Origin of the sequence: Pseudomonas sp. B16120, from assembly GCF_044218845.1 — a bacterium.
Lineage (GTDB): Bacteria > Pseudomonadota > Gammaproteobacteria > Pseudomonadales > Pseudomonadaceae > Aquipseudomonas > Aquipseudomonas paracarnis.
This window is the reverse complement of the sequence record NZ_CP162588.1, coordinates 894,102-917,831: the sequence shown is the minus strand read 5'-3', so window position 1 is coordinate 917,831 and position 23,730 is coordinate 894,102. Positions and strand designations below refer to the sequence as shown.

General features: G+C 61.3%; 19 protein-coding genes and 3 pseudogenes. 10 read left to right on the top strand and 12 right to left on the bottom strand.

What is annotated here, in order from left to right:
* The first annotated feature begins 36 nt into the window (after nt 1–36).
* The 3 genes from ggt (at nt 37) to AB4P90_RS04430 (ending at nt 2,682) form a co-directional block, all read left to right on the top strand.
* Nucleotides 37–1,866, top strand: coding sequence for a gamma-glutamyltransferase (ggt, locus tag AB4P90_RS04440; protein ID WP_339233015.1), 1,830 nt, complete (start codon nt 37–39; stop codon nt 1,864–1,866).
* 272 nt (nt 1,867–2,138) lie between these two features.
* On the top strand, nt 2,139–2,381 hold the full coding sequence (locus AB4P90_RS04435) for a hypothetical protein (protein WP_395605688.1): 243 nt from the start codon (nt 2,139–2,141) through the stop codon (nt 2,379–2,381).
* On the top strand, nt 2,368–2,682 hold the full coding sequence (locus AB4P90_RS04430) for a DNA-binding transcriptional regulator (protein WP_019817027.1): 315 nt from the start codon (nt 2,368–2,370) through the stop codon (nt 2,680–2,682). The genes AB4P90_RS04435 and AB4P90_RS04430 overlap by 14 nt, the downstream gene beginning before the upstream one ends.
* Before the next feature lie 22 nt (nt 2,683–2,704).
* Here the strand turns inward: AB4P90_RS04430 and ddlA are convergent, their stop codons facing one another.
* Nucleotides 2,705–3,802, bottom strand: a complete 1,098-nt coding sequence (gene ddlA / locus AB4P90_RS04425; RefSeq protein WP_038448779.1) for a D-alanine--D-alanine ligase — start codon at nt 3,800–3,802, stop codon at nt 2,705–2,707.
* Nucleotides 3,803–3,964: 162 nt separating this feature from the next.
* Between ddlA and AB4P90_RS04420 the strand changes: the two genes are divergently transcribed.
* Nucleotides 3,965–4,774 carry an AraC family transcriptional regulator gene (locus AB4P90_RS04420; RefSeq protein ID WP_060766646.1) on the top strand — a complete coding sequence of 270 codons (810 nt, stop codon included), beginning with the start codon at nt 3,965–3,967 and terminating at the stop codon, nt 4,772–4,774.
* A 445-nt stretch (nt 4,775–5,219) separates the two neighbouring features.
* Nucleotides 5,220–5,456, top strand: a complete 237-nt coding sequence (locus tag AB4P90_RS04415) for a hypothetical protein (protein ID WP_050587211.1) — start codon at nt 5,220–5,222, stop codon at nt 5,454–5,456.
* A 131-nt stretch (nt 5,457–5,587) separates the two neighbouring features.
* Here AB4P90_RS04415 and AB4P90_RS04410 read toward each other — a convergent pair whose 3' ends face one another.
* The 4 genes and pseudogenes from AB4P90_RS04410 to AB4P90_RS04395 form a co-directional block, all read right to left on the bottom strand.
* Nucleotides 5,588–6,163 carry a flavin reductase family protein gene (locus tag AB4P90_RS04410; RefSeq protein WP_236466029.1) on the bottom strand — a complete coding sequence of 192 codons (576 nt, stop codon included), beginning with the start codon at nt 6,161–6,163 and terminating at the stop codon, nt 5,588–5,590.
* Nucleotides 6,164–6,223: 60 nt separating this feature from the next.
* A pseudogene (locus tag AB4P90_RS04405) lies at nt 6,224–6,655 on the bottom strand (methyl-accepting chemotaxis protein); the annotation flags it as partial.
* A 156-nt stretch (nt 6,656–6,811) separates the two neighbouring features.
* Nucleotides 6,812–7,450, bottom strand: a pseudogene (locus AB4P90_RS04400) (PAS domain-containing protein); the annotation flags it as partial.
* Between the two features lie 186 nt (nt 7,451–7,636).
* Nucleotides 7,637–7,969 carry a DUF2790 domain-containing protein gene (locus AB4P90_RS04395; protein ID WP_014716799.1) on the bottom strand — a complete coding sequence of 111 codons (333 nt, stop codon included), beginning with the start codon at nt 7,967–7,969 and terminating at the stop codon, nt 7,637–7,639.
* 226 nt (nt 7,970–8,195) lie between these two features.
* Between AB4P90_RS04395 and AB4P90_RS04390 the strand changes: the two genes are divergently transcribed.
* The 3 genes from AB4P90_RS04390 (at nt 8,196) to AB4P90_RS04380 (ending at nt 11,984) form a co-directional block, all read left to right on the top strand.
* The gene (locus tag AB4P90_RS04390) at nt 8,196–9,515 is read left to right on the top strand and encodes an OprD family porin (protein WP_395605687.1); all 1,320 of its coding nucleotides are present in this window, start codon (nt 8,196–8,198) and stop codon (nt 9,513–9,515) included.
* Nucleotides 9,516–9,852: 337 nt separating this feature from the next.
* Nucleotides 9,853–10,527: a heavy metal response regulator transcription factor gene (locus AB4P90_RS04385; RefSeq protein WP_014716797.1), complete on the top strand. Its 675-nt coding sequence runs from the start codon at nt 9,853–9,855 to the stop codon at nt 10,525–10,527.
* Nucleotides 10,524–11,984 (top strand): heavy metal sensor histidine kinase, encoded by a 1,461-nt coding sequence (locus tag AB4P90_RS04380; protein WP_395605686.1) that lies wholly within the window; start codon nt 10,524–10,526, stop codon nt 11,982–11,984. The genes AB4P90_RS04385 and AB4P90_RS04380 overlap by 4 nt, the downstream gene beginning before the upstream one ends.
* 59 nt (nt 11,985–12,043) lie before the next feature.
* Here the strand turns inward: AB4P90_RS04380 and AB4P90_RS04375 are convergent, their stop codons facing one another.
* From AB4P90_RS04375 to AB4P90_RS04360, 4 genes are all read right to left on the bottom strand, one after another.
* Nucleotides 12,044–15,187 (bottom strand): CusA/CzcA family heavy metal efflux RND transporter, encoded by a 3,144-nt coding sequence (locus AB4P90_RS04375; RefSeq protein ID WP_395605685.1) that lies wholly within the window; start codon nt 15,185–15,187, stop codon nt 12,044–12,046.
* Nucleotides 15,188–15,205: 18 nt separating this feature from the next.
* Nucleotides 15,206–16,312, bottom strand: coding sequence for an efflux RND transporter periplasmic adaptor subunit (locus AB4P90_RS04370; RefSeq protein WP_020301440.1), 1,107 nt, complete (start codon nt 16,310–16,312; stop codon nt 15,206–15,208).
* Between the two features lie 19 nt (nt 16,313–16,331).
* A complete protein-coding gene (locus AB4P90_RS04365; RefSeq protein WP_032902209.1) occupies nt 16,332–17,558 on the bottom strand; it encodes a TolC family protein in 1,227 nt (408 codons plus the stop codon).
* A 109-nt stretch (nt 17,559–17,667) separates the two neighbouring features.
* A complete protein-coding gene (locus AB4P90_RS04360) occupies nt 17,668–18,573 on the bottom strand; it encodes a cation diffusion facilitator family transporter (RefSeq protein ID WP_014716792.1) in 906 nt (301 codons plus the stop codon).
* Nucleotides 18,574–18,790: 217 nt separating this feature from the next.
* On the opposite strand from AB4P90_RS04360, the gene AB4P90_RS04355 reads away from it, so the two are divergent.
* On the top strand, nt 18,791–20,161 hold the full coding sequence (locus tag AB4P90_RS04355) for a gluconate:H+ symporter (RefSeq protein ID WP_014716791.1): 1,371 nt from the start codon (nt 18,791–18,793) through the stop codon (nt 20,159–20,161).
* Between the two features lie 3 nt (nt 20,162–20,164).
* On the opposite strand, the gene AB4P90_RS04350 is transcribed toward AB4P90_RS04355, so the two are convergent.
* Complete coding sequence (locus tag AB4P90_RS04350) at nt 20,165–21,454, bottom strand: MFS transporter (protein WP_395605684.1); 1,290 nt, start codon at nt 21,452–21,454, stop codon at nt 20,165–20,167.
* 186 nt (nt 21,455–21,640) lie between these two features.
* On the opposite strand from AB4P90_RS04350, the gene AB4P90_RS04345 reads away from it, so the two are divergent.
* A complete protein-coding gene (locus AB4P90_RS04345; protein WP_003188294.1) occupies nt 21,641–23,059 on the top strand; it encodes a short-chain fatty acid transporter in 1,419 nt (472 codons plus the stop codon).
* Between the two features lie 90 nt (nt 23,060–23,149).
* On the opposite strand, the pseudogene AB4P90_RS04340 reads toward AB4P90_RS04345, so the two are convergent.
* Together AB4P90_RS04340 and AB4P90_RS04335 are read right to left on the bottom strand one after the other, a co-directional pair.
* Nucleotides 23,150–23,351, bottom strand: a pseudogene (locus AB4P90_RS04340) (DUF86 domain-containing protein); the annotation flags it as partial.
* The gene (locus tag AB4P90_RS04335; protein ID WP_032893707.1) at nt 23,348–23,638 is read right to left on the bottom strand and encodes a nucleotidyltransferase family protein; all 291 of its coding nucleotides are present in this window, start codon (nt 23,636–23,638) and stop codon (nt 23,348–23,350) included. The gene AB4P90_RS04335 and the pseudogene AB4P90_RS04340, both read right to left, overlap by 4 nt.
* Between the last annotated feature and the right edge of the window lie 92 nt (nt 23,639–23,730).

Genomic DNA, 23,730 nt, shown 5'->3' with positions numbered 1-23,730 from the left:
AACGCAGTAGCCCAAGGACCACAGCACCTTCTCAACATGAACGGAGTTCAGCGCGTGTTTTTGATTTCCCGCCGCAGTCTGACAGTCATCGCCGCAACCCTGGCCCTCGCCGCCTGCCACACGCCCGTCAACGAACAGCCTCCGGCGCCAGAGCTGGGCTCGGGCTACCGCACCGACCTGAGCACCCGCCACGCCGAGCGCCATATGGCCGCCGCCGCCAACCCGCTGGCCGCTGAAGCCGGGCGTGAAATGCTGCGTCAAGGCGGTTCAGCCATTGATGCGGCGATTGCCATGCAAGCGGTATTGACCCTGGTGGAACCGCAGTCTTCCGGCATCGGCGGCGGTGCGTTCATCATGCTGTGGGATGGGCACAACGTGCAGGCTTATGACGGCCGCGAAACTGCGCCGGCCGGGGCCACGGAGCGTCTTTTCCTGAAGGCCGACGGTACGCCGATGGCGTTCACGGATGCGCAGATTGGCGGGCGCTCGGTGGGCACTCCAGGGGTATTGCGCGCCCTGGAGATGGCGCACCAAAAGAGCGGCCGCTTGCCATGGGCCAAGCTGTTTGAACCGGCGATTCGCCTGTCGGAGCAAGGCTTCGCCATTTCCCCACGCTTGCACAGCTTGATCGCGACTGACCGCTTTATCGCGCAATCGCCCGACATGGCGGCGTACTTCCTGAATGCCGATGGCTCGCCAAAAGCCACCGGCACGCTGTTGAAAAACCCGGCTCTGGCCGCGGTGTTCAAGCGCATCGCCAAGGAAGGGCCGGATGCGTTGTACCAAGGATCGATTGCCGATGAGATCGCACGCAAGGTGCAGGGCCATCGCAATGCCGGCAGCCTGTCCCAGGCTGATCTCAAGAGCTACACCGCCAAGCAACGCGCACCGCTGTGCACCGACTACAAACAATGGAAGGTCTGCGGCATGCCACCGCCGTCCTCGGGCGGGATTGCCGTGGCGCAGATCCTCGGGACACTGCAGGCGCTGGAAACCCGCACCCCGCGCCTGGCCATCGCCCCTATGACACCGGTCAAGAGTGCCTCGCCGGCCGGGCTTGAGCCGACACCCGAGGCCGTGCACCTGCTCGCCGAAGCCGGGCGCCTGGCCTTTGCCGACCGCGCGCTGTACGTGGCCGATGCAGACTTCACCCCCGTACCCGTCGCCGGCCTCGTCGCACCGAGTTACCTGGCGCAGCGCGCCACGCTGATCGGCGAACGCAGCATGGGCATCGCCAAGCCCGGCCAACCCGCCGGTATTCAGGTAGCGTATGCGCCAGACCGCTCGCCGCTGCGCATCTCCACCTCACAGGTGGTGGCAGTGGACGACCAGGGCGGCGCCGTGTCGATGACCACCACGGTTGAAGCAGCATTCGGCTCTCATGTGATGGTCCAGGGCTTTTTGCTCAACAACCAGATGACCGACTTCTCGTTCATCCCCGCAGAAAACGGCCAGCCTGTAGCCAACCGCGTACAACCGGGCAAACGCCCACGCTCGGCCATGGCGCCGACCTTGGTGTTCGACCGCAACTCGGGCGAACTGCTGGCTACCGTCGGCTCCCCCGGCGGCTCGCAGATCATCGAGTACGTGAGTAAATCCCTGGTGGCCATGCTCGACTGGAAGCTCGACCCGCAGGCGGCCATCAGCCTGCCCAACTTCGGCAGTCGCAATGGTGCTACCGAGTTGGAAGCTGGGCTGTTCAGCCCGGCGCTTAAACAGGCGCTCAAGGACAAGGGCCACGCCCTGAGCGAGATCGAGATGACCAGCGGCGTGCAGGCCATCGTGCGCACACGGGATGCCCAGGGCAAGGTGACGCTCAGTGGTGGCGCGGACCCTCGGCGTGAAGGTGAGGCGTTGGGTGATTAAGGTGTTGATCTATCCGTACAGGCTTATAAAAAAAGACCTGCACCCTTACGCCTTAAATCCTACGCGGAGCGCCAGAACTCAAAGTGCCATGTCATCTTTTGCGATAAAAACCTTCTTGAGCAGCCCCATCTCACCTGCGATTTTCTGGCCCGCCCTTTCTTGCCAGAGGCTACGTCAAAGACGTAGAATTTCGCGTGTTCACTCTCATAGAATCCCCTCTCTTCAGCAGGCAATGGCCTGACTATTGGACTGAAGATGAAAAAGGTATCTTCATGGCGTTTCTCGCCAGCCATCCTGATGCTGGAAATGTCATTCCGCGCTCGGGAGGTTGCCGAAAGATACGCTGGAGCATGAAGGGCCGGGGTAAAAGTGGATCAGTGCGGGTCATCTACACCACACAACTGGAGTGCGGAGCAGTCGTCGCGCTACTGATTTATGGCAAGAGCGCCACGGAGAATATTCCGGCACATATCCTGTACAAAATCGCAAAGGAAATGAACCATGCCACTCACTGATAAAGAACTGAAGGAACGTGACGCCAAACGCAATATAGGCGAAGAACTACTCACAGCCATTCAGGATGTCAAAGCGGGACGTTACGGTGCCGTGCAGCACGTTGAGGTCACTCAGGCTGCCGAAGCAAGAAGCAAGACAGGGCTCTCACAACCCAAATTTGCCGAGCTTCTGGGCGTGTCAGTAAGAACCCTTCAAGAATGGGAGCAAGGGCGTCGCGCACCTTCCGGAGCAGCACGTTCGCTACTGCATATTGCGGCCATAAGGCCGGACGTTTTTCGCGAAGTACTCAGTAACGCCTGATCGCGTTACTGCTTCGGGCCAATCACTGGCGGTTGATCTTCAAGCCCTTGCGCCCCGCATGCCGCTCCAGCGCCAGCTCGATCAACCGGCTCACCAGCTCGCTGTAGCTCATGCCTGCCGCCTGCCACAGCTTGGGGTACATGCTGATGCGGGTAAAACCGGGCAGTGAGTTGATCTCGTTGATCAGCACTTCGCCGTCCTGCGTCAGGAACACATCCACCCGCGCCAACCCGGCGCAGCCCAACACTTCAAACGCCTCAATGGCCAGGCTGCGGATCCGCTCGCTGGCGTCATGACTGATCGCCGCCGGCACCACCACCTGGGCGGCCTGGCCATCGATGTATTTGCTGTCGTAGGAATAGAAACCACTGCTCACCACGATCTCGCCACAACCGCTGGCGATGGGCTCGTCATTGCCCAGCACGGCGCATTCGATCTCACGGCCCTGGACGGCGGACTCCACCAGCACCTTCTCATCAAACCCCAACGCCAGTTCAACGGCAGCGCGGTACTCGGCTTCGCTGCCGACTTTGCTTACCCCCACCGACGAACCCTGGTTGGCGGGCTTGACGAACATCGGCACACCGAGCTTGCCAGCGGCCGTTTCAAAAGAGGTGCGCGCCGCATTAGCTCGCGTAAGGGTGATGAACGGCGTGACCGCAATGCCCGCGTCGCGCAGCAAGCGCTTGCTGATGTCTTTGTCCATGCACACCGCCGAGCCGAGCACGTCGGAACCGACGAAGGGCAAGTCCGCCATGCGCAGCAAGCCTTGCAGGCAACCGTCTTCACCGAGGGTGCCGTGGACAATCGGGAAGATCACGTCGATGTGTTCAAGCACGCCCTGGCCAGAGGTCTCTACCACTTGCTGGCTGGCCTTGCCGGGCACCACGGCCAATTCACGGTTGGACTGGTTGAGGGCGATGAGCGCCGGGTTTTCCTGGTTGAGCAGGAAGTTCGAGGTGTCATTAAGGTGCCAGTGACCGGCCTTGTCGATACCGATCAAAACCGGCTCGAAGCGTGAGCGATCAAGGGCATCGACAATGTTGCGCGCCGATTGCAGCGAGACCTCATGCTCAGCCGAACGCCCCCCAAAAATAATCCCTACCCGCACCTTGCTCATGACCCGGCCTCACTGTTGAAAGTAAGGCTTCTTACCATGGGTGGTCAGCGATTCGCTACCCGATGTGCATTGCCCAATACCTGCACAATCGTACAAGACCCCAGCAGACAACCGGTGCAGACTCAGTTAACGTGTTTCCACCTCCTTTTGTGACAAGTCACCATGGGCAACCCCATCCACTCCCTCGACTGGCTGCACCGCGCGCCCCACGCCAGTGGCCTTGACCGTATCGAGGCGTACTTTGCCGGCTTTGCCTTCGACCCTCATCGCCATGACACCTACGCCATCGGGCGCACGTTGTTCGGCGTACAGAGTTTTCATTATCGCGGCGGCACGACCCACAGCCTGCCTGGCACCACCATGGTGATCCACCCCGATGAAACCCATGACGGTCGCGCCGGCAGCGACGAAGGCTTCAAGTATCGGATGATTTATGTGGAGCCGGCGCTGATCCAGCAGATCCTCGGTGGCCAGCCGTTGCCGTTTATCCCCGGCGGCTTGTCCACCGACCCACGGCTGCACCGCGCCAGCGAAGTGTTGCTGCAGAGCCTGGATTGCCCGATAGACCCGATGCAAGAACAAGACGCTATGTTCGACCTGGCCCACGCGCTGAGCGCTGCGTCCGGGGCCCTCATTCGCCCTAAATCCTTCGACTACGTCGCGGCCGAACGCGCCCGTGAATTCATCCACAGCGCCCTGGGCCGCAGCATCACCCTCGATGAAATTGCCGACCATGCCGGCCGCGACCGGTGGGCGTTATCGCGGGATTTTCGTCTGTTGTTCGGCACCAGCCCCTACCGCTACCTGACCATGCGCCGGCTGGACCTGGTGCGCCACTTATTGGCCCAGGGCCAATCGTTGGTGGATGCGGCGATGACCGCAGGCTTTACCGACCAAAGCCACATGACCCGCCAATTTCGCAGCACCTACGGCATGCCGCCATCGCGTTGGGTGAAAATGCTCGGACGCTGAGTACTGGGTTGGACTGTGGGAGCTGGCTTGCCTGCGATGCAGACACCGCGGTGTATCAGACACACCTTATTGATGCCATCGCAGGCAAGCCAGCTCCCACAGTTGGATGAGGTGGCGTTGCTGGCATTTGGTCATGGTTTGTAAAGGGCCAGCAAGCTGCGTCCCTTTAAATTGCAGGACGTTTCCGAGACAATCCCTGCCGCCTTGTGCCTGTTGGAATCGATGGCTAGTCTTCGGCCCGTCACTGCCTTTTCAGTGATCGGGTTTAGTCGCCCGGACTCTAATCAGGCGCATGGTCCTCCATGAGGTTTTATGGTGGCTGTGCGCAGGGCACCCTCGGGTGCGCCGGATTTTCCTGATTAGCCGGTCGACTAACCTGCGTACAGCCGCCACCCTTCGTTTAGTCGCGACTGGGCCGGCTTCTGCCTCAATCAGGAGTTACACCATGACCAAAGCACTTCCCGATCCACCCATGGATTGCCTAGTCGTCAATGAAGAACTCAGCTTCGAAGACGCTCAACTCTATATTTCCCATCTGATCAACAGCGCATCGGCCACGGTGTGGGACTGTTGCGATCACCTGCAACCCCACGACCGCGCCCGAATCCATGCCGCATGGCACTTGCTGGAGATGGCCAAGACCGTAGTAAACCGCACCCTCGAGTGCATGCCACGAACCTGAAGACACCATAAACCCCATGTGGGAGCTGGCTTGCCTGCGATGCAGACACCTCGGTACATCAGGTACACCAAGATGATGCCATCGCAGGCAAGCCAGCTCCCACAGTTGATCTTCGTGGCTTTGCGCCTCTGTCAGAGCTGGCGCCCGACAACCGGTTGACCAATGGCCAGGAAGTTTCCGCCCGCCACATGGTGCAACGTGCGCAGTTCATCATGCCCCTCAAAATGCCAGCGGCCCTCGCTGAATACCCGCTCATCAGCATAGGCCGCGACCACTTCGCCCAGGAACAGGTCATAGGTCTGCTGATTATGCGGCTCGGGCAGCAAGCGGCATTCCAGCCAGGCCACGCAGCCTTCCAGCATCGGCGCCTCGGTGTGCTCACCGCTGAAAGTGTGCAGGCCATAGGCTGCGAATTTGTCGGTTTCAACGCCGCGGGTATTGCCCACCGTCTGCACCAGATCAGCCTGCGCAACACAAGGCACCTGCAGCACAAAAGTGCCGGCGCCTTCCAGTAGTTGGCGGGTCCAGGTGGCCTTGTCGAGCACCACCGCGACTTTCGGTGGTTCGAAATCCAGCGGCATGGCCCAGGCAGCGGCCATGATATTGCGCTGGCCGTTGTGGGCTGCACTCACCAACACGGTCGGCCCGTGGTTGAGCAAACGGTAAGCCTTGGACAGTGGTACGGGGCGACGGAACGTAGGGCTCATGGTCGATCAGCTCTGCAAGCGAGAAAAGACCTACGATACCTCAAGCACAAGCCCGACAGGTCAGCTCGACAGCTGATTGGCAAACTGCCCGACCGCACTCACCACCTTTTGCGCACCGTCCTGAATCTCGACGATCACGGTACCCGCCTCCGCCGCCAGGGCCAGGCCCTGCTCGGCTTGCGCACGACCGTCGGCCATCAAGGCCACCGCGTCGCGGGCCATGTCCTGGTTCTGGCGCACCACACCGACAATTTCCTCGGTGGCTTTGCTGGTGCGTGACGCCAATTGCCGCACTTCATCGGCCACCACCGCAAAGCCCCGCCCCTGTTCACCGGCACGCGCCGCTTCGATGGCGGCGTTGAGCGCCAAAAGGTTGGTTTGCTCGGCAATGCCGCTGATGGTCTTGACGATGCTGCCGATCACTTGGGACTGGGCATTCAGCGCCTCGATACCTTCGCCGGCCTGCTGCATGTGCTGGGCCAGGTCGCGCATCACGTCCACGGCCTGGGTGACCACAGTGGTACCGCGCTGGGCGCTGTCGTCGGTTTGCAACGAGGTGCTGTAGGCAATATTGGCGGCCTCGGCCACCGCCTGCTCGCGGTTGACCTGGTCGGTAATGACCGTGGCGAACTTGACCACTTTGTACAACCGCTCATTGGCGTCCAGCACCGGGTTGTAGGTGGCCTCCAACCACACCAGGCGGCCGTGGCTGTCCACGCGTTTGAAGCGCGCGGCGACGAACTCACCGGCGTTCAGGCGCTTCCAGAACTGTTGGTATTCGGCACTGTTGTATTCCTGTGGTTCACAGAACATACGATGATGTTTGCCTTCGATCTGCGCCAGACTGTAACCCATGGCACCGAGGAAGCGGTCATTGGCGGTGAGTACATGCCCCTCCAGATCGAACTCGATCAACGCAGTAGAACGCATCAGCGCGGTGATCAGGTTTTCATGTTCACGCGAACTCTCGATGGTGCGGGTAAGGTCGCTGGAGAACATCGAAAACTGCTTGATGCGCCCCTCCGAACTGCGCACCGGCTGCACGATTGAGCGCAACCAGGCTTCCTTGCCATTGCCGCGCATCAGGCGCACGGCGCCGGCAAAGTGTTCGCCGCGGGCCAGCGCGTGCTTGAAGCGCAGCTGGAACTCGTCCTGGCGCACGTGGGCCGGCACCAGGTCTTCGATCGCGCGCCCGACAATCTCGCCCAGCGAGTAAGCCAGCTCCTGCAGGAAGTTGGCATTGGCCCACTCCACACGGCCTTCAGGGTCCAGCGTCAGGCAGAGCATTTCGCTTTCCAGGCTCTCTTTCACCTGAAGCAAGCTCGACAATTCTTCGCGCAGAGCGGTCAGCTCCTGCTTCAGGCGGGTATTGAACATGGGGCACCGTTAGGCAAGTGAGGTGGGTGTACTCCCTTGCATCGGCGCTGCCGGGGTTTTCTGAAGAGCGCTTGAGCCCTGGGCCGAACTATATTTTCAACCGCCATTGTTACGGCACACGCCCATGACCTGATACTCCAGGGTATTGAGCTTGCCGCTGGAGTCTTCGTAGGTCATGCGCGACGGCACGGCGTTGCACGAGCGGATCGGCGGCGTCACGTTGACGACCTTGGCAATGTCCAGGTCCATGCCATAGCGGTACGCCTGGACTTCGGGCACCGGCTTGCCTTTTTTGATGGCGTAGGCGGCCATGGCTTTCTCATTGCGCTCCATCATCAGGGCAAAGGTGCGATCCCCACCCCCTTCGGCCAGTGCGCCGAATGACAACACAGCCGTTAATACAGCCAAACCTGCTTTATAAAAGTTCATCGCGGTTTCCTCGACTGAAAAGTTCAGTGTCGAGATTAACCAACCCACCCTGACGCCAGGTTCACCAGAACATTACTTATTTGTTAGATGGCCGTTAGTTTCCAGAATTGTAATCTTCGCGCCATGCAGCTGTTATCCGTCGTTTGCAACTATCAGCCAGGGCCAGATCAATAAAAACGCCCGCCTCTATAAGAAGCCGATAACTGCCATCACCGAGGAGCGCATCATGAGCATTCGTCATTACACCCTTCCCTTTTCACTGATGGCTGCACTGCCCATGGCCGCCTTGGCGGTGGAGGACAAGCCCGAAGGTTTTATCGAGGGCAGCCGCATCAACGTGCTGGCACGCAATTTCTACTTCAACCGCGATGACCGCAAAGGCCAGTCCAGCCCCACTGGCAATGGTTACTCCGAAGCCTGGGCCCAGGGCTTTATCGGCAAATTCGAATCCGGTTTTACCCAGGGCACCGTGGGTTTTGGCCTGGACGCGTTCGCCATGTACGGCCTGACGCTTGACTCGGGCAGCGGCCGCAGCGGCGGCAAAGGCTCGTTCGGCGTGCTGCCGGTGAACAGCGACAACCAGCCGGAAGACAGCTACAGCAAAATCGGCGGCGCGGCGAAACTGCGCGTGCTGGACACGGTGATCAAGGCCGGCGACGTGTTCCCACTCACCCCGGTGGTGGCCTACGGCGACTCTCGCCTGTTGCCCGAGAGCTTTCGCGGCGTCACCCTGCAAAACACCAGCGTGGAAGGCTTGAGCCTGCAAGGCGGGCGCCTGAGCGGCATGAGCCAGCCCAGTGAAAGCGGCATGAAAAAAGGCTTTGCCACCTTCTATGCAGGCAAGGTCGACTCGCCCTGGATCGCCTACTTCGGCGGTGACTACCAGCTCAACAGCCATCTGGGCTTTAGCCTGTACAGCAGCCGCTTGAAGGACGCCTGGGATCAGTACTACTTCGGCAGCAATGCCAATTACGCATTGACCGACGACGTGTCATTGTTCGGCGACTTCAACTACTACAAGGCCGTGGACGAAGGCCAGAAACGGCTCGGCGAGTTCGACAACAACATCTGGAGCGCCAGGCTCGGGGTCAAGGTCGGTGCCCACAGCCTGGCCGTGTCGCACCAGCGCAACAACGGCGACGATGATTTTGATTACCTGCGCCAGTCAGACTCGATCTTCCTCAACAACTCCATCCAGTACAGCGACTTCAACGCGCCCAAGGAGCGCTCATGGATGCTGCGCTACGACCTGGACATGCAGGCGTTCGGCATTCCCGGCCTGTCGTTCATGACCCGCTACGGCAAAGGCACCGGCGCCGACTACAGCAACGCCAATGCCGTGTATATGCGCCGTGATGCAGCGGGTAACCCCTTGACCGATCAACGCCGTTGGGAACGGGATATCGAGGCCAAGTACGTGGTGCAAAGTGGGCGTTTGAAAGATTTGTCCCTGCGCTTGCGCCAGGCCACCGTGCGCTCCAGTGCGTTCGAGTCAGACCTGGAAGAAGTTCGTCTGATTGCCGAATACCCATTGGTCGTGCTGTAGCCCTTACATTCGCTCGCGATTAACTAACATCTGTTCACAAATAGCCAGTTATCAAAATTGTAATATTGGCCTCAGCTTCTCGTTAAGTGGAACTTTCTATACTCGCTTCAACTTATTCACCCGAGCACATTCATCTCTGAAGCTTTTGTGTAGCTCCTTTGGAAAGAGATGAATTTTTAACGCCCCGCTTGGGGCGTTTTTTTTGCCTGCGACACATGCGACCGACGGTCGCAGTTGACCCTAAAGCTACTTTAGCCTTCAGACTTTTCCCACTTCCGAAACCGCCGCCATAGGGACATGGGCGCCTTCTCTCCCCCTAATTCAAGAGGTAACCCCCATGCGTATTCTTGTGGTTGAAGACGAGCAGAAAACCGCCGACTACCTGCAACAGGGCCTGAACGAAAGTGGCTACGTGGTCGACTGCGCCGCCAATGGCGTCGACGGCCTGCACCTGGCAGGGCAACACGCCTATGAACTGGTGATTCTGGACGTCAACCTGCCGGGCAAGGATGGCTGGCAAGTACTGGAAGAATTGCGCCGCAACGGCACCCAGCGCGTGATGATGCTCACCGCCCGTGGCCGGCTGGCTGACAAGATCAAGGGCCTGGACATGGGCGCCGACGATTACCTGGTCAAGCCGTTCGAGTTTCCCGAACTGCTGGCCCGCGTGCGCACCCTGATGCGTCGCAGCGAGCACATTCCACAGCCGGAAGTGTTCCGCGTCTCGGACCTGGAACTGGACCCGCGCCGCCACCGCGCTTATCGCGGCACCCGGCGCATCGACCTGACCACCAAGGAGTTCGCCCTGTTGCAAGTGCTGATGCGCCAGGCCGGCGAAGTGCTGACCCGCACACAGATTATTTCACTGGTCTGGGACATGAATTTCGACTGCGACACCAACGTGGTCGAAGTCTCCATCAGCCGCCTGCGCGCCAAGGTGGATGACCAGAGCGAGGTCAAGCTGATCCACACTATTCGCGGCGTGGGCTACGTGCTGGAAGCGCGCCCATGAAGACCGGCAGCCTGTCGATGCGCCTGGGCCTGACGGTCAGCCTGATGGGCGCGGGCCTGGTGTTGCTGCTGGCGACCCTGGCCTACCTGGCCCTCACCCATGAGCTGGAAAAACTCGCGCGCAAGAACCTGGAAAGCAAGATGGAACAGATCCAGCACAGCCTGGCCCTGGGCCTGGACGCCCATGCCATCCGCGCCCGCCCGCACTCGCTGATGGACCTGGTGATCGGCCACGACAATTTCCACCTGACCATCGTCGGTACCGCGCCCGATAACAGCGTGCTGCTGAACGTCGGCAGCAAGCCCCAGGAGCCACTGCTCACCGACTTCAAGCCACGGGAAACCCTGGGCTATCTCAATTGGGTCGACAGCTACGGCAACCAGATACTCAGTGCCTCCAGCTTGATGCGCCTGGCCAACGGTGAACGCGTGCGGGTGCTGCTGTCCCTGGACCGCATGGACGACCAGGCATTGCTCAGTGCCTACCTGCGCGCCACGCTGATTGCGTTGCCGCTACTGCTGATACTGATTGGCATGGGCGCCTGGTGGCTGGTGCAACGGGGCCTGGCACCGTTGAAGCAGTTCAGCCAGGTGGCGGCGAAAGTCACCACCCAAGACCTCACCCATCGCTTGTCTGTGGACAACCTGCCCCACGAACTGGGTGAACTGGCCCACGGCATCAACGTGATGCTCGACCGCCTGGACGCCGGGGTGCAGCAACTCTCGCAATTCTCCGATGACCTGGCCCACGAACTGCGCGCGCCCTTGACCAACCTGATGGGCAAGGCCCAGTTGACCCTGTCGCGCCAGCGCCCGCCGCAGGAATACAAGGCGGTGCTGGAATCCAACACCGAAGAGCTCGAACGCCTGGCGCGGATTGTCAGCGACATGCTGTTTCTGGCGCAGGTCAGCCACCCGGCGGCCCGGGCCTCATTCACCGAGGTGTCCCTGGCGCAGGAAGCCCAGCGGGTGATGGAGTTGTTTGCCCTGAGTGCCGAAGACAAACACATCACCCTGAGCCTGCGCGGCGATGCCTGGGTGACGGGCGATCGGCTGATGATCCAGCGGGCGATTTCCAACTTGCTCTCCAATGCCATTCGCCACACACCCGAGGCCTCTACCGTGTTGCTGTTGGTGGAGACCTACGAGCAGAGCGTATCGCTGTCGGTGGGCAACCCGGGGCGAGGCATTGAAGCGCACCACCTGCCGCACCTGTTCGAACGTTTCTACCGCGCCGACAGCAGCCGTACCCGTGCCGAGGGCGGCACCGGGCTGGGGCTGGCCATCGTGAAATCGATCATGCATTTGCATCAGGGGCATGCTCATGTCACCAGCCAGCCTGGGCGTTTTACGCGGTTCAGCCTGGTGTTTCCCCAGGCTCTGGAAGCACCGTTGGCCCCCTGTGGGAGCGGGCTTGCCCGCGAAGGCGGTGTATCCGTCAGTACAGGTATCGACTGACCCGGCGCATTCGCGAGCAAGCCCGCTCCCCCAGGGGGGTTGCGGCGTTTTCACGGTTGTCAGGCGGTCTCTTCATCGCGGCGATGAGCCCATTGGTACAACGCCGGCAGCACCAGCAAGGTCAGCAAGGTCGAAGAAATAATCCCGCCAATCACCACTGTCGCCAATGGGCGCTGCACTTCGGCACCGGTGCCGGTGGCGAGCGCCATGGGGATAAACCCCAGGGACGCCACCAGCGCGGTCATCAGCACCGGGCGCAGACGGGTCAACGCGCCTTCGTGGATCGCCACCGATAATGAGCGACCTTCCTCGCGCAGGTTTCGGATGAAGGCGATCATCACCAGGCCATTAAGCACCGCAACGCCCGACAAGGCGATAAAGCCCACCCCCGCTGAAATCGACAACGGAATATCGCGCAGCCACAGCGCCATGATCCCGCCGGTGAGCGCGAATGGGATGCCGGTAAACACCAGCAGGCCGTCCTTGAGGTTGTTGAACATCATGAACAGCAACCCGAACACCAACAGCAAGGCCACCGGCACCACGATGCGCAAGCGTTCAGAAGCCTCCTTCAACTGTTCGAACTGGCCGCCCCAGGTGGTCCAGTAACCGGCGGGGACTTTCACCTGGGTGGTGATGGCGGCTTCGGCCTCCTCGACAAACGAGCCGATATCGCGCCCGCGCACGTTGGCGCTGACGATCACCAGGCGCTTGCCGTTCTCGCGGCTGATCTGGTTGGGGCCCAGCACCAGGTCGAGGCTGGCAACCTGGGACAAGGCGATAAAGCCCAACTGCCCCGAGGTACTACTCGCCAGCGCCGGCACCGGGATCAACAGGCGTGACAAGCCGTCGATATCGGTGCGCAACGTATCGGACAAGCGCACCACCATATCAAAACGCCGATCACCCTCGTACAGCGTACCGGCCTGGCGCCCACCGACCGCGACGGAGATGGTGTCCTGCACATCACCTACATTCAGGCCAAAGCGAGCGGCCTTGTCGCGGTCGATATTGATGGTCAGCACCGGCAGGCCGGAGGTCTGTTCCACCTTCACTTCCGAGGCGCCGTTGAGCTTCTGCAAGGTCTCGGCGATTTCCCCAGCTGTCTGGTTGAGCACCGCCATATCATCGCCAAACACCTTCACCGCCACATCGCTGCGCACTCCGGAAATCAGCTCGTTGAAACGCAACTGGATCGGCTGCGACAGCTCATACACGCTGCCCGGCACAATCGCGCTGGCCCGTTGGATGTCAGCGATAATTGCCTCGCGGGACTTCTTCGGGTTCGGCCATTGGTCCTTGGGTTTGAGCATCACGTAGCTGTCGGAAATATTCGGCGGCATCGGGTCGGAGGCGATTTCCGCCGTACCGGTGCGTGCAAACACCCGCTCGATTTCCGGCACTTGGGCCAGTAAGGTTTTTTCCAGTTGCTGCTGCATCTGCACCGATTGGGTCAGGCTGGTGCCGGGCACACGCAGCGCCTGCTGGGCAAAGTCGCCTTCGCTGAGGCTGGGGATAAATTCACTGCCCATGCGGCTGGCAACCAGACCCGAGACGACGATGGTGAGTGCGGCCAGGCCGAACACCAAGGGCCGACGCACCATCACCCAGTTGAGCACCGGGTCATACACCCGGCGTGCACTGCGCATCACAATGTTTTCTTCTTCCTTGACCTTGCCGGTGACAAACAACGCAATCGCCGCCGGTACGAAGGTCACCGACAGAATCATCGCGCCGAGCAAGGCAATCACCACCGTGAAGGCCATCGGGTGGAACATCTTCCCGGCCACGCCCGTGAGGGCGAAGATCGGCAGGTACACCACCATGATGATCAACTGCCCGAAGATCAGCGCGCGTCGCGCCTCCTTGGCCGCGGCGAACACTTCGTGCAGGCGTTCACTGCGGGTCAGCAACCGGCCATGACGGTGTTGCGCATGAGCCAGACGGCGGATGGCGTTCTCGACGATCACCACCGCACCGTCAACGATAATGCCGAAGTCCAGCGCGCCCAGGCTCATCAGGTTGGCGCTGACTTTGTTGGTGAACATGCCGGTGAAGGTGAACAGCATCGCCAGCGGAATCACCATCGCCGTGATCAGCGCTGCACGGATATTACCCAGGAACAGGAACAACACCGCCACCACCAGCAATGCACCTTCGAAGAGGTTTTTCTTCACGGTGGCGATGGCTTTTTCCACCAGGTTGGTGCGGTCGTAAACAGTGACAGCCACCACGCCTTCGGGCAGCGAGCGGTTGATCTCCTCAAGCTTTTTCGCCACCGCCTGGGACACGCTGCGGCTGTTCTCGCCGATCAACATGAACACCGTGCCCAGCACCACCTCACGGCCGTTTTCGGTGGCGGCGCCGGTACGCAGCTCACGACCAATGTCGACCTGGGCCACATTGCGCACGCGGATCGGCGTGCCGTCCGAGGTGGTGATGACAATGTTGGCGATGTCGTCGATAGACGCCACCTGGCCCGGCGCGCGGATCAACAACTGTTCGCCGCTGCGCTCGATGTAACCGGCGCCGACGTTGGCATTGTTGCGCTCCAGCGCCGTGACCAGATCGTTGAGGGTCAGGTTGTAGGCGGCCAGGCGCTTGGGGTCTGGCGCAATCTGGTATTCCTTGGCGAAGCCGCCGATGGTATTGATCTCGGCCACGCCTGGCACGTTGCGCAATTGAGGCTTGATGATCCAATCCTGGATCACCCGCAGGTCGGTGGGAGTGTAGGGCGTGCCGTCCTCTTTGCGCACACCGTCCTCGGCTTCGACGGTCCACAGGAAAATTTCCCCCAGGCCAGTGGAAATCGGCCCCATCGCGGTTTCGATGCCGTCGGGCAATTGCTCGCGCGCCACTTGCAGACGCTCGTTGACCAGTTGGCGGGCAAAGAACAGGTCGGTGCCGTCCTTGAAAATCACCGTGACCTGGGACAAACCGGAACGCGACAGCGAACGCGTCTGCTGCAGGCCCGGCAGGCCGGCCATGGCCGTCTCGATGGGAAAGGTAATGCGCTGCTCGGTTTCCAGCGGCGAAAAACCGGCCGCCGCCGAGTTGATCTGCACCTGTACGTTGGTGATGTCAGGCACTGCGTCGATGGGCAGTTTCTGATAGCTGGCGATGCCGACACCGGCCATCAACAGCACCGCCAGCAACACGATGATGCGCTGCTCGATGGCGAATTGGATAAGGCGCTCAAACATGGGGAATCACTCGCAGGATCAATGGGCGTGTTCGGCCGAGCCTTTGCCCAGTTCGGACTTGAGGATGAAGCTGCCAGCCGTCGCCACCTGCGCGCCGGCCTCCAGGCCTTTACGCACTTCGACGTAACCGTTTTCACTGACGCCCAGTTCAAGATGGCGGGTGATAAAGCCGTCCGCCGTGCGCACAAACACCGAGGGTTTGTCCTCGACGGTCTGGATAGCGGTTTGCGGCACGGTCACCTTGGCCTGGTAGGTATCGGTGGCCACTTGCACGGCCACGAACAAGCCCGGGCGCCAGGCGTCGTCAGGGTTGGGGACCGTCACCCGCACGGTAGCGGTGCGCGTCTGCTCACCGAGCAAGTTGCCCACATAGGCCACGGTACCCAGCACTTCGGTGCCCATTTCCGTCGAGCTGACTTTCACCGGTTTGCCCACGCGAACCTTGTTCAAGTCTTTGGGAAATACGCCGAAGGTGACCCACACCTGGGACAGGTCCGAGAGGGTGAAGGCATTGCTGGTTTCACTGACCACCTCGCCCACCCCCAGGTGTTTTTCCACCACCACACCGGCGAAGGGCGCACGCAGTTCATAACGATTGCCGCCGGCCAATACGGCAGTGCCGCTGAGCGCAGTCATTTTTTGCCGCGCATTGTTCAGGGCGATTTCGGCTTCTTGCAGAGTTTGCCGCGCCAGCAGGTAATCCTGTTCGGCAGAGATTTTGTCCTGCCACAACTGACGCTCGCGCTGGAAGGTAGTGCGCGCCAGTTCGACCCGGCGCTCGCTGGCGGCCAATTCGCTGCGCTGGTCGGAAATCTGCTGGCTGGCGATCACCGCCAACAGTTCGCCCTTCTTCACCGACTGGCCCAGGTTGACCTTCACCGCCTCCACCACGCCCGCCGCACGGGGCACGATGTGGGAGGTACGGTCTTCATCAAAACGCACCTCGCCCGGCAGCGTCAGCACGGTGCTGATGGCGCGCGGTTGCGCCTGGGCCAACTGGATGCCGGCGGCTTGAATCTGCTGCTCGGTGAGTTCGAGCTTGCCTTCTTCTTCCTCGGCGTGGGCGAAGCCCGACAGCATCAGGCCCAGGGCGACGGCGAGCGCCATGCCATGTTTTTTGTTCATCAGGAGACTCCAGGAAAAATCAAAAGCGGGCGAGGTCGCCGTAAATGCGTTCGATGCGTACCCAGGCCTCGGTGGCCTGGGCGGTGGCAGCAAGGTATTGGGTACGGGCCGCGATCAAGGTGCGCTGGGCGTCGAGCACGTCGAGGAAGTTGAACTTGCCCATCTCGAAGCCACGGGTGGCGCTGTCTACCGCACTTTGTGCGGCGGGCAGGATCTGCTGGTTGAACGCGCGCACTTCGGTGTTCGCGGTTTGCCACAGGTCCAGGGCCTGGCGGGTTTCGGTGCGCAGGCGCAGTTCGGCGGCGTTGCGCAGGTCGCGGGCCTGGTCGGCGCGTCGGGTGGCCGCGAGGATGTTGCCCTGGTTGCGGTTGAACAACGGGATCGGCATCGACACGCCCACCAGGTTCACCCGTTCGCGCACGCTGGCGTCGTATTGGCTGCCGATGGACACGTCCAGGTCCGGAATGCGCTGGGCTTTTTCCAGGCCCACGCTGGCTTCGTTCTGCACAATGTTGAGTTCGGCCAGGCGCAATTCGGCGGTCTGCTCAAGGCGTGCCAACAATGGCGCGGCGGCGGGTAACGCCGGTACGGAAGTGCTTGGCGTGGCGACGACCTGGAAGTCGGTGGCGGCGCTGCCGGTGCTGGTGGCCAGACGACGGTAGGCGTCAGTGAGGCCGATCTGGGCGCGGTTCAATTCCAGACGGATTTGCGACACCTGCACCTGGGCGCGAGTGGCTTCCACGGGTGACGACTTGCCAGCAGTGACGCGCCCGTTGGCGACCACCAGGCCGCGCTCGGCAAGCGTCATGGAGCGTTGCGCCAGGTCGAGGCGTTCCTGGGCACGCAGGGCGCCGTAGTAGCTGTCGATGACCTCGGCGCGCAACAAGTTGCGACGCTGCTCCAGGGTCAGCGCGGCGGCATCCTGGGCGCGGGTGGCCACTTCGATACGCGCACCGCGCTTGCCGCCCAGTTCCAGGGTCTGGCTGAGTTTGATGCTGGTGGTGCGGCTGTTGCGGCGGGTGTCTTCGGCGTCCCAGGAGGCCACCGGATTGGGGATCAAGCCGGCCTGTTGGCGGCCGCCTTCGGCGATGTCGATTTCCCATTGTGCGGCCGCCAGGTCCGGGTTGTTGGCGAAGGCGGTTTGCAAGGCAGCATCGAGGGTGAGGGGTTGTGCCTGGGCGGCGTTTGCGGATATCCACACTGCCAATGCCGCCGCCCCCAACAGTGTTCTAACAAAAATTGCCATAACGAGAGTTCCACGCCCATGAAGTCGCTGAGGTTTCCCAGCGGGGGCAATGTAGCTTTCGGTACTTATCAGGGCCGTGGGCGAAAGATTACAAATCCGTTAGCCAGGCTCAGGCATGCACTTCGTCGTGATCGTCATGTTGAAAACCCTCGCCCTCGACCTGGATCGTGGCGTGGGAAATATCGAACTGTTCGTGCAGTAACTCCGTCACTCGGCTGAGGATCTGTTGCTCAGTGCCCTGGGACGCATCCGCGACCAGATGCGTACTCAGCACGTTCTTGCCACTGGTGAGGGCCCAGATATGCAGGTCGTGCACGTCCCTGACCCCCGGCACGCTGCGGATGGCCTGCTCCACCTGCTCGATGTCCACACCCTCCGGCACACCTTGCAGCAGGATGTTCATGCTCGCCTTGAGCAACGTCCAGGTGCGCGGCAATACCCAAAAGCCGATGGCGGCCGCGACCACGGAGTCAACCCAACCCCAGCCAGTGAACATGATCACCAGCGCGGCAATGATCACGCCGACGGAGCCCAGCATGTCGCTCCAGACTTCCAGGTAGGCGCCCTTGACGTTAAGGCTCTCGCCACTGGCAGCGCTGAGCAGGCGCATGGAGATCAGGTTGACCACCAGCCCCAGCAGCGCAATCACCAGCATGCCGGTGGACTGGATTTCGGCGGGCGCCTGCAGCCGCTGGTAAGCCTCGTACAAGATGTAGAACGCCACGGCGAACAGCAGTAATGCATTGAAGGCGGCCGCCAGGATCTCGAACCGCGCATAACCGAAGGTGCGCTTGCGGTCTGCCGGGCGCTTGGCGACCTGGATCGCCACCAGGGAAATCGCCAGGGCCAGGGCGTCGGTCATCATGTGCGCTGCATCGGACAACAGCGCCAGGCTGCCGGTGACAAAGGCGCCGATGACTTCGGCCAGCATGAAACTGCCGGTCAGCCCCAGGGCGATCCATAACTTGCGTTCGTGGCCGGCGCGTACTTGGGCGTGGCTGTGTCCTGCGCTCATGAAATGTCCTCGTGGGTTGGGATGGGGCGGATCATAGAGCTATAGGCCAGTTCCACTGGCATGGTTTGCAAAATTGTCATCTGAGCGCCAGAGCGTCGTTAGCTTCGGGCGCACCAAAATCGTTCATGCACGCGTTGGGGGAGCGCTATCAGGTATGCTTTTCAGGCTGAAACAAAAAGAAACATATTAGCCGACCTGCTCGATAAGGAGTCCCGTCTTGGAGTTATCGACTGCCGCGTGGATGGTTCACGACACCCGCCTCATGCTCTGCGTGCTGTTGGCGATCGCCAGCATCATTGTGCTAATCAGCGCGACCAAACTGCCGCCCTTCCTGTCGATTTTGATCGGCACCTTTATCGCCGGGGTCGGCGCCGGCCTGCCGCCGGAAGAAGTGGCAAAGGCGTTCAGTAAAGGCGCCGGGGCGATTCTCGGCGAAGCCGGGATCATCATTGCCCTGGGTGCGATGCTCGGCGCGCTGATGGCCGAATCCGGCGCGGCCGACCGTATTGCCACCACGTTGCTCGGGCTGGGCAAAGGCAAGTCATTGCCCTGGGTGATGGCGTTGGTTGCCATGGTGATCGGCCTGCCGCTGTTCTTCGAAGTGGGCCTGGTGATGATGGTGCCGATCATCTTTGTGATGGCCAAGCGTTCAAACCAGCCATTGCTGAAAATCGCCATCCCTGCGCTGGCGGGCATGACCACCCTGCATGCCTTGATGCCGCCGCATCCGGGGCCGCTGATCGCCGTGGGCGCATTGCACGCCGACCTGGGCCTGACCATGTTGCTGGGCTTTTGCCTGGCGGTGCCAGCCGTGATCCTGGCCGGGCCGCTGTATGGCAACTGGCTGTCCAAGCGCCTGCACGTGGATGAACCGGCGGATATCGGCGCCTTGTTCAGCGCACCGCCCAAGGCCCCGCGCCAGCCGAGCTTCGGTGTGTCATTGCTGATCATTCTGTTGCCGGTGATCCTGATGCTCGGCAGCACCTTGGCCAAAGTCGCGTTGGCGCCGGAAAGCACCCTCGCCCTGACCTTGAAATTCCTCGGTGAACCGCTGGTCGCCCTCGGCCTGGCCGTAATCGCCGCGGTCGTCTGCCTGGGTTGGGCGGCGGGCATGCCACGCGCCGACGTCGGCAACACCCTGCGCAAAGCCCTGGCGCCTATCGCCGTACTGCTGCTGACCATCGGCGCCGGCGGCGGCCTCAAGCAAACCCTGCTGGACGCCGGCGTCAGCCAGACCATCAGCAAAGTCGCCGAAGGCGCGCACATGCCCTACTTGCTGCTGGCCTGGCTGATTGCCGTGGCCCTGCGCCAGGCCACCGGTTCGGCCACCGTGGCCACCACCACGACCGCCGGCATCCTCGCGCCGATGATGGCCGGGTTGGCGGCGACTCAAAGCTCATTGGTCGCCCTGGCCATCGGCGCCGGCTCGGTGTTCTTCTGCCACGTCAACGACGCCGGATTCTGGATGGTGCGTGAGTACTTTGGCTTGCAGTTGAAGCAGACGATCTGGGTGTGGTCGGTGCTGCAGACGATTGTTTCGGTGGTTGGGTTGGCGGGTACCTTGTTGCTCTGGCACTTCCTGACCTGACCCTCAGGCGGCCAAGGTGTGGCGCTTGCCAAACAGCGCCACACTCGCTACCCCAACCGCCCCCATCACTACGCAATACCCCACGCAGATCCACGGGCTGGTTGGCATCAGCGCGATCAACAACAACGGTGTAGTACTTGCCCAGAGTGCGTAGGCAATGTTGTAGGTGAAGGAAATCCCCGATACCCGTACCTGCGCCGGAAACAGCCCGACCATCACCGACGGCACCGCGCCCACCACGCCGCAACTCAGGCCCGCCACGGCATACGCCGCGCCGAGCCACACGCCGCCGGCGATCAGGCTGGCGTACAGCAGCGCAATGCCCACCGGCAGCAACAGGCTGTAGACCAATACCGCGCGCCACGCGCCGATGCGGTCCACCAGCAGGCCGGCGAGGACGCAGCCGATATTCAGGAAGACGATGCCCAGGGCACTCAGAGCGAAGGTGTGGCTGGGGCTCATGCCGAAGGTTTTCTGCATCATGGTCGGGGTGATGACCACCAGCACCACCACGGCAGACGTCAGCACGCAGGTGAGGATCATCGCCGGCAGCAGCACGGCGCGATGGTCGCGCAGCACGGTGCGCAAGGGCATTTCGGCGGCGGCTTGGCGACGCGCCTGCATCTCTAGGAATACCGGGGTCTCGCTGAGCCAGCGGCGCAGCCATACGCCGATCACGCCGAATACGCCGCCGAGCAGGAAGGGGAAGCGCCAGGCGTAGGCGAGGATCTCGGCGGGGGTGAAGACTTGCGCGAGCAAAGTGGCGGTCAGTGCCCCCAGCAGGTAACCGAAGGTCAGGCCGGCCTGCAAAAAACCCAAGGCATAGCCACGATGGTGACGCGGTGCGTGCTCGGCGACGAAGGTCCAGGCGCTGGGCACTTCGCCGCCCACCGCTGCGCCTTGCAGCACGCGCAGCGCCAGCAGGATCAGCGGGGCGAAATAGCCGATTTGCGCATAGGTCGGCATGACGCCGATCAGCAGGCAGGGCAAGGCCATCATGAGAATGCTCAGGCTGAAGACGCGCTTGCGTCCCAGGTGGTCTGCAAAGTGCGCCATCAGGATGCCGCCCAGTGGACGGGCGAGGTAACCGGTGACGAAGATGCCAAAGCTTTGCAGCAGGCGCAGCCACTCGGGCATTTCTGGGGGGAAGAACAGTTGGCTAAGGGTCAGCGCAAAGAACACGAAGATAATGAAGTCGTAGATTTCCAGGGCTCCACCCAAGGCGGCCAGGCCCAGGGTTTTGTAGTCGGAGCGGGAAAAACGCTGCGCCCGTGGGGAAAAGGTGGCAGTCATGTGCAGGCTCGGCAGACAAACAAAATGGCGTGCAGGTTATGAGCTGAGCCCATCGATGGCAATCGCGGCGGATATATTTGTTTTACTCATTGATCGTTGAAGATAACAACATTCCCAAATCAATGGCCGTAGAGGAACATGCCGTAAAACTGCCAAACCCCATAATAACTACAAGAGGAAAGACTCGTGGCCGATGCTATCGAAGACAGCCGCTATGCCCGATTTGCCCTGCGTTGCTCCAACTTCGCCGAGCGCTGGTTTCCTGACTCCTGGGTGTTTGCCGCCCTTGCCGTGATTATCGTCGCCGTGGCGACCCTGGGCATGGGCGCCGCACCGGCCGAAGCGGCCAAGGCATTTGGCGATGGGTTCTGGAGCCTGATCCCGTTCACCATGCAGATGGCCTTTGTGGTGATCGGCGGTTACGTGGTCGCCAGTTCACCGCCGGCAGTGAAGTTGATCGACCGCCTGGCACGTATTCCCAAGAATGGCCGTTCGGCCGTGGCCTGGGTGGCGTTGATTTCCATGGTGGCTTCATTGCTTAACTGGGGCCTGTCCCTGGTGTTCGGCGGTTTGTTGGTAAGGGCATTGGCCCGACGCACGGACTTGCGCATGGACTACCGCGCCGCTGGCGCTGCGGCGTACCTGGGTCTGGGTGCCGTATGGGCGCTGGGGCTGTCGTCGTCGGCCGCGCAGTTGCAGGCCAACCCGGCCAGCTTGCCGCCGTCGATCCTGTCGATCACTGGGATGATCCCGTTCACCGAGACCATTTTTTTGTGGCAATCCGGCGTGCTGTTGCTGGCGCTGATCGTAGTGTCGCTGATCATCGCCTACGCCACCGCGCCTGGCCCCAACAGCGCCCGGGATGCCAAGGCCTGCGGCATTGACCCGGCCTTCAACCTGCCCAAGCCGCAGGCGCCGACGCGCCCCGGTGAATGGCTGGAACACAGCCCGTTGCTGACGATTCTGCTGGCGTTGCTGGCGGCCGGCTGGCTGTTCCATGAGTTCTCGACCAAGCCGGCGATCAGCGCCATCTCGGGGCTCAATACCTATAACTTCCTGTTCATCATGGTGGGCGCGCTGCTGCACTGGCGCCCACGCAGCTTCCTCGATGCCGTGGCCCGTGCGGTGCCGACCACCACCGGCGTGCTGATCCAGTTCCCGCTGTACGGTTCGATCGCCGCGCTGATGACGGTAGTCAAGGGCGGCGACGGCCAGACCCTGGCGCACCACATCTCGACGTTCTTCACCTCCATCGCCTCACACGACACCTACGCCCTGCTGATGGGTGTGTACTCGGCAGTGCTGGGCTTCTTCATCCCCTCGGGTGGCGGCAAGTGGATCATCGAAGCGCCGTATGTGATGCAAGTGGCCAATGACCTGCAATACCACCTGGGCTGGGCGGTGCAGATCTACAACGCCGCCGAGGCGCTGCCGAACTTGATCAACCCGTTTTATATGTTGCCGTTGCTGGGTGTGCTGGGCTTGAAGGCGCGGGATTTGATCGGGTTTTCATTTGTGCAGTTGCTGGTGCATACGCCGCTGGTGTTGTTTCTGCTGTGGGCGTTGGGAACGACGCTGAAGTATTTGCCGCCTGTGATGCCCTGAATAACGGGTGACCGCAACTGTTGGTAGAACAGTTGCGGTCAAGGATTTACAGGAAGGCGTGCCAATAGATCAGGTAATGCACTCTGTACAAGGAATATGTGAATGGCGTGCCGCGAAGTCCGGATGCTGATCCATGATTTTCGTCGACGCTTCACCAATGATGATCAGGCTCATGACCACAGCTTGTTGTGTTCGCCGGTCCTCCAAAAACTCTTCTTTGCTCAAGCCCTCTACAAAAGTGATCGCGTCAGTGGCAGCTTGCCAGATAATCCCCTAGCCGACTTTCCGTCATACTGGCCGGGCCTCCGCTAGCACTTTATCGCGAAACTTCAAAGGCAAGTCGCCAGGCGTAAGCAGGTCGACATTAACGCCGAGCAAGTCCTCAAGCTCGACCTGCAACCCACCGAGATCAAAGAGCGTTGTGCCCGGCGGCGCGTCTACCAGCAAATCAAGATCACTGCCTTCTTGGTCAGTCCCCATCAGTACCGACCCAAATACTCTGGGATTGGAAATACGGAAACGTCCGACCACTTCTCGTACAGCCGTTCGTTGCAGATCAAGTGCAGTTGAAGGTCTCACGACTCATCTCAGTGATGTGCATCAGAAGGGCAGTCTAGCAGCGCTTGAGCTGTGTAGACACGCCCCGCCCATCACACGCCTGTCTTTGTTCC